The organism is Roseburia hominis, assembly GCA_040702975.1.
GTDB lineage: Bacteria > Bacillota > Clostridia > Lachnospirales > Lachnospiraceae > Allocoprococcus > Allocoprococcus hominis_A.
Genome location: CP159990.1, coordinates 92,597 through 104,963, shown reverse-complemented (window position 1 = coordinate 104,963; position 12,367 = coordinate 92,597). Strand labels below are relative to the sequence as shown.

11 protein-coding genes are annotated in these 12,367 nt (G+C 44.5%); 8 read left to right on the top strand and 3 right to left on the bottom strand.

The window, feature by feature from the left end; all coding sequences use genetic code 11:
• Positions 1–33 precede the first annotated feature (33 nt).
• The 5 genes from ABXS75_00445 (at position 34) to ABXS75_00425 (ending at position 4,398) form a co-directional block, all read left to right on the top strand.
• Positions 34–1,230: an NAD-dependent epimerase/dehydratase family protein gene (locus ABXS75_00445; protein ID XCP85315.1), complete on the top strand. Its 1,197-nt coding sequence runs from the start codon at positions 34–36 to the stop codon at positions 1,228–1,230.
• A 321-nt stretch (positions 1,231–1,551) separates the two neighbouring features.
• On the top strand, positions 1,552–2,514 hold the full coding sequence (locus ABXS75_00440) for a hypothetical protein (protein ID XCP85314.1): 963 nt from the start codon (positions 1,552–1,554) through the stop codon (positions 2,512–2,514).
• A gap of 127 nt (positions 2,515–2,641) precedes the next feature.
• A complete protein-coding gene (locus ABXS75_00435; protein XCP85313.1) occupies positions 2,642–3,817 on the top strand; it encodes a hypothetical protein in 1,176 nt (391 codons plus the stop codon).
• Positions 3,792–4,136, top strand: a complete 345-nt coding sequence (locus ABXS75_00430) for a hypothetical protein (GenBank protein ID XCP85312.1) — start codon at positions 3,792–3,794, stop codon at positions 4,134–4,136. The genes ABXS75_00435 and ABXS75_00430 overlap by 26 nt, the downstream gene beginning before the upstream one ends.
• A gap of 13 nt (positions 4,137–4,149) precedes the next feature.
• Positions 4,150–4,398, top strand: a complete 249-nt coding sequence (locus tag ABXS75_00425; GenBank protein XCP85311.1) for a hypothetical protein — start codon at positions 4,150–4,152, stop codon at positions 4,396–4,398.
• A 100-nt stretch (positions 4,399–4,498) separates the two neighbouring features.
• Here ABXS75_00425 and ABXS75_00420 read toward each other — a convergent pair whose 3' ends face one another.
• Together ABXS75_00420 and ABXS75_00415 are read right to left on the bottom strand one after the other, a co-directional pair.
• Positions 4,499–5,584, bottom strand: coding sequence for a GDP-mannose 4,6-dehydratase (locus ABXS75_00420; GenBank protein ID XCP85310.1), 1,086 nt, complete (start codon positions 5,582–5,584; stop codon positions 4,499–4,501).
• 16 nt (positions 5,585–5,600) lie between these two features.
• On the bottom strand, positions 5,601–7,076 hold the full coding sequence (locus tag ABXS75_00415) for a nucleotide sugar dehydrogenase (protein ID XCP85309.1): 1,476 nt from the start codon (positions 7,074–7,076) through the stop codon (positions 5,601–5,603).
• A gap of 767 nt (positions 7,077–7,843) precedes the next feature.
• Between ABXS75_00415 and ABXS75_00410 the strand changes: the two genes are divergently transcribed.
• Both ABXS75_00410 and ABXS75_00405 read left to right on the top strand, forming a co-directional pair.
• The gene (locus ABXS75_00410; GenBank protein ID XCP85308.1) at positions 7,844–9,985 is read left to right on the top strand and encodes a CAP domain-containing protein; all 2,142 of its coding nucleotides are present in this window, start codon (positions 7,844–7,846) and stop codon (positions 9,983–9,985) included.
• 412 nt (positions 9,986–10,397) lie between these two features.
• A complete protein-coding gene (locus ABXS75_00405) occupies positions 10,398–10,832 on the top strand; it encodes a hypothetical protein (GenBank protein ID XCP85307.1) in 435 nt (144 codons plus the stop codon).
• A gap of 14 nt (positions 10,833–10,846) precedes the next feature.
• Here ABXS75_00405 and ABXS75_00400 read toward each other — a convergent pair whose 3' ends face one another.
• Positions 10,847–11,101, bottom strand: a complete 255-nt coding sequence (locus tag ABXS75_00400) for a barstar family protein (GenBank protein XCP85306.1) — start codon at positions 11,099–11,101, stop codon at positions 10,847–10,849.
• A gap of 214 nt (positions 11,102–11,315) precedes the next feature.
• Here ABXS75_00400 and ABXS75_00395 point away from each other — a divergent pair, with 214 nt between their 5' ends.
• The gene (locus tag ABXS75_00395; protein XCP85305.1) at positions 11,316–12,257 is read left to right on the top strand and encodes an L-lactate dehydrogenase; all 942 of its coding nucleotides are present in this window, start codon (positions 11,316–11,318) and stop codon (positions 12,255–12,257) included.
• Positions 12,258–12,367 lie beyond the last annotated feature (110 nt).

The window sequence follows — 12,367 nt, the reverse complement described above, 5'->3', positions numbered from 1 at the left end:
AACACACTGGAAAAAGAAGAGGAGTGTCAGTTTGTGAATATCTTAGTGACCGGCGCAAAAGGTATGGTGGGAACCGCCCTTGTCAATAATCTGAAAAATATAAGAGATCATAAGAATAGAACACGTCCCAGTCTGAAGATTGATGAGGTCTATTCTTATGATTTAGATTCTACAAAAGAGGAACTAAATATATATTGTCAGAAAGCAGATTTTATATTTAATCTTGCCGGAGTTAATCGTCCAGAGAGTCAAGAAGATTTTATGAAGGGGAATTTTGATTTTGCTTCTGAACTTTTGGAGCTATTGAAAAAGTATGGGAATAAAGCTTCAATTATGCTTTCATCTTCTATACAGGCAACTCTTGCAGGGCGTTTTGGTAATTCCGAGTATGGTCGTTCCAAGAAGGCTGGAGAAGAATTATTTTTCTCTTATGCTGAAGAAACCGGCGCAAAGGTGGCTGTTTATCGTTTCCCGAATTTAATGGGCCATAGTCGTCCTAAATACAATTCTGCTGTATCAACCTTTTGTTGGGCCGTGGCGAATAACGAGACTTTTACAGTGAATGACCGTTCTACGGAATTGGAATTGTTGTATATTGATGATTTGGTGGAGGGGATGTTCGACCTTTTGGAGAATAAGGAAGTTCATTGTGAATTTGACGGTTTAGAAACAGTTATTACTGAAAAGGGACGATACTGCTGTGTTCCAGTCACATATAAGGTTACTTTGGGTGAAATCGTTGATTTGTTGAAGCAATTCAAACAGCAACCAAACACGTTGCTGATACCCAAGATGCCGAATGGTTCTTTTGCCAAAAAGTTGTATAGTCTATATTTGACTTACCTGCCAACAGATAAATTTAAATATGCTCTGAAAATGAATGTGGATGACCGTGGCAGTTTCACGGAACTTGTTCATATGGAAGATTGTGGTCAGGTATCTATCAACATCAGTAAGCCTGGCGTCACGAAGGGTCAGCACTGGCATAACTCTAAATGGGAACTGTTTATCGTAGTTGCCGGTCACGGTTTGATTCAGGAACGTAATATTAATACCGGCGAGATTGTTGAGTTTGAAGTTAGTGGAGATAAAATTGAAGCAGTCCATATGATTCCCGGATGGACACATAATATTGTTAATTTGAGTGAAACGGAAAATCTTGTGACGGTGATGACTTGTAACGAGATTTTTGATTCCAAAAGACCAGACACTTTTTTCGAGCCGGTATAGGTATAATTGGAGGTAAATATAAATGTAATGTTTGAGGCAGTGTAGGAATCGTAGAAGTACAAGTTTATGTAGAGTCAGTAAAAGACATCTTTTAAAAGCCTTTTGTGGGGAACATATCATGTTGCCAGCAGAGGGCTTTTTCATTAATTATTATATCTTTCTAAACTCCCTTTACACTCCATGTCGGCTATGATATCATAGAATCCACCTATCCAGGAACTATTCTATGATTTATAATCTTATTATCATATTAATCAGGCGGTTTTCCCGCACACGAATATCCCTGTATAGAAAATACATTTAGTAGAGGAGAAGATGCCTATGGTCAAAAGAACACTAAAAGATTTGAATGTACTGGATGATTTCTTATTCAACGAGTTAATATCCAGGGATGAAAAAGGGGCGGAATTCTGCCGGATTTTATTAGAGACGATATTGGACCGTCCAATCAGGAATGTGAAAGTCCTTGCCCAGAGAAAGCTGCAGGGAAGGGGGATTTCCGAACGAGGAATTGTGATGGACGCCTATATTGAAGAACTCCCGGAGCAGAACGGAAGCGATGCGGAAATCAACACGGATATTTATGATATCGAGCCTACGAAATATAAAGAGGGGGCAGAGCCGAAGCGAGGAAGATATTACCACGCGCTTATGGATACGAAGCTTTTGAAAACGGGAGTCGAATATAAGGATATGCGAAATGTGACGATTATCATGATTCTGCCTTATGATCCGTATGGAAAGGATCGCATGATTTATACGATATCCAGTCAGTGTGAGGAGGACAGAAGCGTATCGTATGAAGATGGCCTGAAAACGATTTATCTTTATACGAAAGGAAAGGTAGGAAATACTAGTCAGAAATTGCGTGATATGCTAAGATATATAGAAGAAAGTACGCAGGAGAATGCTGTAAATGACGACTTACAGCATATTCACCGTCTGGTGACGGAAGTCAAGCAGGACGAGGAGGTGGAACTTGGCTATATGAAGATGTGGGAATTAGAAGCACGTATACGCAGGGAGAGCGAGAGAGAAGGCCGGGAAGCTGGTATGCAGGCCGGTATGGAAGCTGGTATGGAAGCTGGTATGAAGGCTGGCATGGAGGCCGGTATGGAGGCTGGTATGGAAGCGGGCAGATTAGAGGCGCGGACGGAAGGAATCCGGATTTTGGCAGAATCTTATGAGGAACTGGGAATAGCGGAAGAGGAGGCGATTGCTAAGATTTCCGAAAAATATAGAATTTCTGAGAAGGAGGTCCGAGGATATCTGGAAAAGGAGTAGGCGTTTTATGAAAATGGAATTACCAATCGGCATTGACTTTTTCAAAGAGTCCTCAAAAGAAGAGTTTAATCTTGGAGTCCTATAAAGAGATGAGAATCGAGCATGAAGAGGGGGAGGTCGGCTGTATATGAGCAGGAAAAAGAATACAATCAATATTCCGGTCATCAAACACGGAAAAGATATCTGCCGGCTGATCTTCCAAAAAGCTGAAGACTGCAAGTATGATATTAAACTGGAGTTTAGAGGAAATCCATACCAGGTCTGTACATACCGGCTGTTTTCGCTAAGTCCTATTATTTGGAATGTTGAGCATCCGCAGCGTGTGAACATGAGTTATCATCATGGGGCACATGAGTATCCTGTATTAATTCATCTGAAGGATGAGGAAAAGGGAGGAAAAGAAAAGTATCGTACGCTTCCGGCAACAAGAATTCAGGCGCCAAATACGAATCAATTGTTTCCGATACCGCTGCTAAAGATGGAAATTCCGGATTGGATCGCGAGTCGGGCTCCTGAATATAAGGAGAAGCCCTATCATCATAAGTTGCAGGTTGATGCTGCCAATGTCATCGAAATTTACATGGCTTCTGACAAATTTGATGTGAATCGGTATTTCAGCAATGCATATGGAACGTTATTGATTCCGCAAATGGTTCTGTCGATGGAATATTTTGCGACATGTTCTGTTGTATCGGACTACAGTAAGAATGAACATTTTATGCCGGGAGGTGAACCGGCAGAAAGATTTCGATGCCTGGGTGGAATTCCCGGGATGCAGTTGTTTGTTGTGATGTATGATGTCCCTGATTTTGATAACGCCTGGAAGAATATCCATGTTACATTTATAGAGAATGAGCTGTCTGAGGAAATCCTGTTATGTACGAAGGTGTCATATCCTGAGGTGAATCTGGTGGAAAATGAATATGACTGTATTTTTCTGGGAGGACCAACTTTGGATCAGCTCAGGCCACCCGCAGGGCCGCTGAGCAAAATACCGGTTATGTGTAATACGACGGTACAGAGGAGTCTAAAAGCGAAAGATATTTCGGAAGAAGAACGGAACCATTTGGAGATGCTGGCAGGCAGGGCGAGAATGACTTTGTATAAAGAAATGAAATCTTTTGAGGAGAAGCTGGAAATACAGAAACAAGAATATCTCAGGAAAGCACGGGCATTTCTGGAAGGGGTAGAATTGCTCCGAGCTACCGGAGGCAGAGGGAATTGCAGAGGAACTTCACTTACTATATGCACGTTTTTGTGGTTTGGAGCAGGTCTCCATGCTGCGGATGGTTATTCGAAGTGAGAAAAAAATACGGATTTCTCATCCATGGCTGGTTCTGGATGATATGCTGTCTGTGGATTTGCTGAGAGGAAAGCTGAATCTGTTTTTGGAGGATAAAGAGTATCCGGTGGAGCCGGACATATCCGTTTTTCGAAGCAGGCCATATTTTTGCGATGATGGATGGGATGGTATGCGTCATAAATTGAATGCCGCTGGTTATATCTGTGAAGGGCCGCAGTATCAGCATTATGACGAGGCTGCATTAAAGGATCTGTATGCACGGAATAATGGAAAATTAGAGAAGATATATCAGATGATATTACTTTTGGTAAAGGAATAGAGGGCAAGGCAACATGAGAATGGACATACAGGATATTCTGAATTACAGAATCACTTCTTACAAAAAAGGACTTTTTTGTACTATTTTTGGAGTACCTCAGGAGGTTCAGGACGAGGGAAGCATTTTCCGTATTGCTGACATGTATTTGATTGATAAATATGGTATAGAAGACTTATCCTTTGAGGAGCAGAACGAGGGCCAGAGAAAAATAACGATTCGATATAGAACGGGGGCTGTTGTGGAACTGGGAGTTATTTCTTAAGTGAAGTATAGCTAATGCTTTATAAAGCAATAAAATAATGTTTACTAAACGGTACCCTAATAGTAAGACACAGAAAAAGAGGCTGTGCCTTACTATTCCTTTACACCCTGTAGAATTCTTTATACCACTCAGCAAATTTTCTAAGTCCATCTCTCAAACTGGTACTGGGCTTAAAGCCGAAATCCCGTTCCAGTGCGCTGGTATCAGCGTAGGTGATTGGAACATCTCCCGGCTGCATAGCGATCAGTTCTTTGTGCGCCTCAAAATCATAATCTGCCGGCAATACTTCTGCGCGGATCAGCTCCTGCTGTAGGATATCTACGAAATCCAGCAAATTTTCCGGATTATTATTTCCGATATTGTAAACAGCATACGGTGGAATCGGGAGCCCGTCCTCCCCGTCTTTTTTCTCGGGTGCGCCCTGCATCACGCGTTTTACACCTTCTACGATATCGTCTACGTAAGTGAAATCACGCTTACAATTTCCATAGTTGAAAATCTGAATAGTCTGCCCTTTTAGCAGTTTATTAGTAAAGCCGAAGTAAGCCATATCCGGCCTTCCGGCAGGACCGTAAACGGTAAAGAAACGGAGACCGGTAGAAGGAATATTATAAAGTTTACTGTAAGCATGTGCCATCAGTTCATTACTTTTCTTGGTGGCGGCGTACAGGGAGACAGGATTGTCCACTTTATCCTCCGTGCTGTACGGAACTTTTTTATTGCTTCCGTAAACGGATGAGGAGGAAGCGTAGACCAGATGCTCCACACCTTTTGCACCGTCATCATAGGAGTGGCGGCAGGCTTCCAAAATGTTATAAAAGCCAATTAAATTAGACTGGATGTAGGCATCCGGGTTCGTGATCGAGTAGCGTACCCCGGCCTGTGCGGCCAGGTTGACTACGAGATCCGGCCTGTATTTGGTAAATACGTCGCCAATCAATGCACTGTCGGCGATATCTCCCAAGATGAAATCAAAAGAGGAAGAAGCATGTTTGGCAGCTTCTTTATTAATTTCTTCCAGACGCCAGTCTTTAATAGATACGTCGTAATAATCGCTTCTGGAGTCTACAGACACGATTTTGACCGGCTCTATCGTTCTTAATAATTCCAGGATCAGATTGGCACCGATGAAACCGATGCCACCGGTGACAAAAATGGTCTTATTTGTTAACTCTATTTTTTGCATATATCGTTCTCCTATATTAGTCACGGCGGAAAATATCGCGCGTGTATACTTTGTCTGCGACATCGTTTAGGCAGGTATCATAGCGGTTTGCGATGATGGCCTGTGACTGGGCTTTGAATTTGTCAAGGTCATTGACGACTTTGGAACCAAAGAAAGTGGTTCCGTCTTCCAAAGTGGGCTCATAGATGATCACGGTCGCGCCTTTGGACTTGATTCGTTTCATGACGCCCTGGATGCTGCTCTGGCGGAAATTGTCAGAACTACTCTTCATGGTCAGACGGTAAACGCCGACGATGGTCTCTTTTTCTTTCTTAATGTCCCACTCGCTGTTTGCCTCATAAGCACCTGCTATTTCCAGTACCCGGTCTGCTATGAAATCTTTCCTTGTCCGGTTGCTTTCCACGATAGCGGACATCATGTTCTGCGGTACGTCCTGGAAGTTGGCCAGGAGCTGCTTGGTATCTTTCGGGAGGCAATAGCCGCCGTAACCGAAGGAGGGGTTGTTATAATGGGTTCCGATTCGTGGATCAAGGCAGACGCCGGTGATAATTTCCTGCGTGTTCAGCCCTTTCGATTCGGCGTAGGTATCCAGCTCATTAAAATAAGAAACGCGGAGAGCCAGATAGGTATTGGCAAAGAGCTTTACGGCCTCGGCCTCGGTGAAGCCCATGAACAATGTATCGATGTTTTTCTTGATCGCGCCCTGTTGCAGAAGCGCCGCAAAGGTGTAAGCGGCAGCTTCGGTCTCTTCGTCGCAGGAGACGATGATCCGGGAAGGATACAGATTGTCGTAAAGCGCCTTGGATTCTCTTAAAAATTCCGGGCTGAAGATAATGTTTTTGGTGTTGTATTTTTCCCGGACGGATTTGGTATATCCGACTGGAATCGTGGATTTGATGACCATAATGGCGTTCGGGTTTACCTTCAGCACCAGTTCGATGACCGCTTCGACGGCAGAACAGTCGAAAAAGTTCTTCTTGCTGTCATAATTGGTGGGAGCTGCGATCACGACAAAATCTGCCGTTTTATAGGCGGATTCGCCGTCGAGCGTAGCCGTAAGATCCAGCGCCTTTTCCGTTAAATATTTTTCGATATACTCATCCTGGATCGGGGAAATGTGTTTACTTATCATTTCTACCTTTTCCGGAATGATGTCCACGGCGGTGACGTGGTGGTGCTGGGAAAGTAAGGTGGCGATGGAGAGGCCCACATAACCGGTACCGGCTACCGCGATATTATATTTTTTGTCCGGCTTGATATAGGTCGGAGTTCCAGCGCTTTCGTTGATAAATAAATCAATAATCTCAAAATCCAGAACCTCCGCCAACTGCTGGAGTTGTTCGATGGTAGGGATATAATCCTCGTTTTCCACCCGGCCGATCATGGTTCGGTGCATGCCGGTAATCCTGGCTAACTGTGCCTGCGTCATGGACAGCTTCTTACGCTGAGTGGTTATGGTAGATGCTAAAAGTGTTTTTGATAATGTTTTCATAGTATGATTTACCTCTTGCCCCGAAAAAGCGGGAGAATTGATAATAAAAATATAAATGCTGTTTTAAACAACATTTGCAAAACTTACGAATTCTTTGGTTACACAAATCATGCTATCAGAAAAGAGTATTGCCGTCAACGGACGAAGAAAGAAAAGAGAAAATTCTGTTTTAAACAGCATTTTATATCCTGGAAAAGGGGAAAAGAGTGAGGAAGGGAAAAGGCTGGAGTTCCATTTTGGAAAATCCAGGGTAAGATTTTGAAAAAATATACCCAAGGGCATCCCGTATGGCCATTCGGCCATTTTACAAGGTATACCCATAGGGCATCCCGTATGGCCATTCGGCCGTTTTATAAGGTATACCCATAGGGCATCCCGTATGGCCATTCGGCCGTTTTACAAGGTATAATCCGTCGATAATGATAAAAAGATGAAGAATTCTGTAAATATTATTTAGAAATTCTTAATTTTTAGAATTTTCCATCTGATTTATTGCATACCCTGGAAAAAAGAGGTATTCTTATAATAAGATTATGCCGCAATAAATAAGCGGGCTGATGAATCTGTCTTTCGGACGGAGGAAAAACTGGTGGCTGGCAAATCGGCCAGATAGCGAAGCTGTTGGATGCATCAGCATTACGATCGGGATAAATATAATAGAAGATACCAGTAACATATTTTGCAGATAGTATAGTGATATGTGTGAAAATGCTCATACGCTATGGAGGCGGCATATTCTAATATTTCAGGACAGGAGGAGAGTGGATATGAAGATGAAACGAAAGAAAATAATTGCCTTGTTGACGAGCTTTGTTCTGGCGCTTGGTTTTTGCGTACAGGCTTCGGCAGCGGAGGGCGATACGACAGATATTTCGATTCGTGTGACTTACGGACAGACAGAAGCCAGAAAAATGCTTCCGATGGTCAATGCTTTCCGCAAAAGCGACGAAGCGTGGCATTGGGATGAAAATAGTCAGAATAAAGTCAGTCTTGTTGGGAAATTAGGCACATTGACTTATGATTATGATCTGGAAAAGATTGCTATGCAAAGGGCAGAGGAGCTTGCGATTTCCTTTTCGCATACCCGGCCGAATGGAACAGCCTGGAGTACGCTTCCGGCAAAAGGCACAAGACGGGCGGAAAATATTGCGATGGGGCAAAAAAGCGCTGAAGCCGCTTTTACGACATGGCTGGAAACAGAAGAAAAATATGACGGACAGGGACATAGAAGGGCAATGCTGGATGAAGGCTACAAAGCAGTCGGAATCGGCCATGTGATTTATGGCGGACAGCATTTCTGGGTACAGGAATTTAGTGATGAGGTTTCGAATTCTGCAGAGACAGCGGCAAATGATGCTGCCGGGGACGCTAAGGTGGAAATCCTGAAGGCCAGTCTTGCGGCAAGTGTCAGCGTCAGTGAGCAGACGAAGGAAATAGAATTTGGCGCGACGGCGGATGTACCTACTGTTACGGTGACTTACAAGTTGGGAGATAAGTGGCAGTCGGAAGAAAAGGTATTTACCCCCAAATGGAAGGCAGAGAATCCGGACATTGCTTCTGTGGCGGACGGCAGGATCATAGCGAATGCAGCGGGAAGTACCAAACTTACGGCGAACGTGGAAGGAACACAGGTGGAAGTCAGGGTGACCGTGAATCAGATATCCCTGGAGAATGCGACGGTCACATTGGATGCAGAGGAATATACGTATGAAGGAAAGGACAAAGCCGTTACTCCCAAACCGACGGTTACGGCAGCAGGCAGGACGTTGGCGGAAGGGACGGATTATTTTCTGGAATATGCAGATCACTGCAAACCGGGCACGGCGACGATTACAATTAAAGGTACTGGAAATTATACCGGGACCTGTGTAAAAACGTTTAAGATTGTATGTAAGCATGTATTTGGCGAGGGCGTGATTACGAAGGAAGCGACCTGTAAGGAAGAGGGCGAAGAGAAATTTACCTGCGAGTTATGTGATGAGACCGAGACGAAGGTTCTGCCGAAACTGGAGCACAAGGCTGTGGAGGATTCGGGAAAAGAGGCAACCTGTACGGAAGATGGCATTACGGCGGGAAGCCATTGCTCGAAGTGTGGGGATGTGCTCCTGGAGCAGGAAGTAATTCCGGCGAAGGGGCATACCTGGGACGAAGGTGTGGTAAAAGAAGAGGCGACCTGTACAAAGACAGGAAGCAAAGAGTTTACCTGTACAGTCTGTGGTGAGAAGAAGACGGAAGAGTTAGAGAAGCTTCCGCATACGGTTGTCAAGGACGAGGCAAAGGAAAGTACCTGTACGGAAGACGGCAAGACGGAGGGAAGTCATTGTTCTGTCTGCAAGGAAGTTCTGAAGGCACAGGAAATCATCCCGAAGACGGGTCATGTCTGGGACGAGGGAAAGGTGACGAAGGAACCTACACATAAGACGACGGGTGTTAAAAGATTCCATTGTACGAAGTGTGGAATCGGGGGAACGATTATTCTTGATAAGCTGGAATACCGGATAACCAAGGGCGCCGAAAGTGTTTGGAAGAAGGATACAAAAGAGGGGCTTACGATCGTATCTGACGGAGAGGCAGCAGATCTTGTCAATGTGCAGGTGGATGGAAAGGTCGTAGATCAGAAATACTATGAGGTGAAAGCAGGCGGCACGACGGTGATCTTGAAGCCGGAGTATCTGAACACATTAAGCGCCGGAAAGCATACGTATCTGGTGAATTATAAGGATGGTTCTGTTTCTACCACCTTTACGGTGAAGGGAACTGCTTCTGCCACAAAAGCGGAGGAAAATAAGAACCAGATCAGGACAGTACAGACGGGAGATACCGCGCCGACTACGCTGCTGGTGGGATTAATGGTGTTCGCACTTGCAGGAGCCGCCGTTGGCGTAAGGATGAGAAAAAGAGGATGGTAGTTTTGGATTTCTGGAGCGCAGAGCGTAAAGAAAAGATAGAAAACAGGAGGTAAAATGTGTTTTGCCTCAAGGGTAGGAAAGAGGTCTGGAAAGATTCCGGGTGGGGTCTTCTCAGACCTTTTTATGCTGGATGCGGCTGTTAATTGTCATCAATAATGTGACGGAAAGTGCTTGTTATTTTGATGAGAGAAATGACGTAGATATTGCAATGTAATAGGCGATAGGGTATAGTTGTTAAAAAGAAAACGTATTTTGATTATAACCGTAGACTTAATGCAAGGTGTGCTTGATATGGAGAGATTAAAAGGAAGCGGTGTAATGAAAACATATATTTTTTAATATTCGGATGTCGAAAGATGACGACAATCTGGAATGTAGATAAAATAAATGGCTGGCATTAGGAGGAGTAGTCATGCAGGATTTGGGAAAAGAGAGGGAAAGTTTTTGGAAAACAGAGCCGAAGAAGGTGCCGGACAGTGTGAAGCGCCTGCAGGAAATGGTGCGTGAGCAGATTGCATGTAAAGAGGAAATGGTTCCTGCAGCGCTTGACGACTGTCTTTGGGAGGTGATTGAGTTGTACAAAGGGACTCCCTTTATGACGGCCAAAAAACTGGAATTTTCTTATTCCATTCGCGGGCATGAAATGTTTGTTACCCGTAAGGATAAGTCGATCACGAAAGCGACCGTTTTTCTTGCATTTCACAAGGCGATCGAATTGCAGCAAAAGCAGGTGGACATCACCGGGCCGAAAAAATTGGGGACGTTCGGGGCAAGCTATCTCTATCCGATATTCCTTGAAATTGGGATTATCTGGTGTAATCAGCAAATTTCTTTGGAATTGTCTTAAAATGGTCAGGATTTTTACTGTAATGATACGATAATATCATCATTTTCTTTTCCGGCAGCAGCAAAGACCTGGATTAGTTCGCGGAAATATTTGCTCTGCCCGTCGCTGTGGTAGACCTCGATGCGGGTGTTTTGCATGTTATTCAGGCAGTCCTGCAGAGTGTCCATGCTGTTCTGGTAATCGTCGGAAAGCTCGAGCTTTTCTTTTAAATATTTGTGGGCGTGTTCGGGTTCTTCCATATAAAGACCATTTAAAATAATGGATTTCATTTGCGGTTCCTCCTTTTGAAAATAGTATGGTATCTGGTTATAGAATTTCCAGTTTCTGGGGGGAATATACAGGGGAGGTGGAAATTGACTTTGCAATATGCGGGAATAATTTGATAAAAGTTATCACATAATTAGAAATATGTGCCTTGCCATTTAAAAGGTAAGGTGGTATTTTGTAGATAGTCCAGGGAAAATATTACGGAGGTAAGAGGATATGATGAATATACAAAAAGCGGCAGTAATTGGCTGTGGATTCGTGGGTGCATCTTCCGCATTTAGTCTGATGCAGAAAGGATTATTTTCCGAGCTGGTCCTGATTGATGCGAACCAGGCGAAGGCAGAGGGAGAGGCGATGGATCTGAGCCACGGCCGACCGTATACGCACCCGATGCAGATTTATGCGGGAACTTATGACGACATCAGTGATTGTGCGCTGATCGTGATCACTGCGGGAGCGAACCAGAAGCCGGGAGAGACACGGCTGGATTTGGTGCATAAAAATGTGGGGATTTTCAAGTCGATCATTCCGGAGATCACGAAGCGGAATTTTGAAGGAATCCTGCTGATTGTTGCAAATCCGGTGGACATTTTGACTTATGCGGCTCTTAAACTTTCCGGCTATCCGAAGGAGAGAGTGTTCGGAAGCGGTACGGTTCTGGACTCTGCGCGCTTCAAATATTTGCTCAGCGAGCATTTGAATGTGGACAGCCGGAGCGTTCATGCGTATATTATCGGTGAGCATGGAGACAGCGAGCTGGCGGTCTGGAGTGGGGCAAATGTTTCCGGCATCAGTGTAAATGATTTCTGTGAGCTGCGCGGGCATTATGAGCACGAGGAATCGATGGAGCGGATTTACAGACAGGTGCGGGACAGCGCTTACGAGATTATTGAGCGTAAGGGCGCGACGTATTATGGAGTTGCGATGGCGGTCGCGAGAATTGCGGAGTGTATTGTGCGGAATGAGCATTCGGTCCTTCCGGTGTCCAGCCTGATGCAGGGCGAATATGGAATGAATGATATTTGCATCAGTGTTCCGACGATCGTTTCCCAGGACGGAGCGGAGCAGGTGCTGGAGATTCCGCTAAGTGAGGAGGAAAAAGAGAAGCTTTTGCAGTCTGCGACGGAGCTGCATGAAGTTCTGGCGGGGTTGGATTAGTAGAAAATTTATAGTGCGTTTTGGAATGGTATCTGTATGGCAGGCGTGGTATGCGCGGCGTAGAGATGCCATTTTTGCTGCCAGGCGTTCCGAAGTGAAGGTCGGATGTT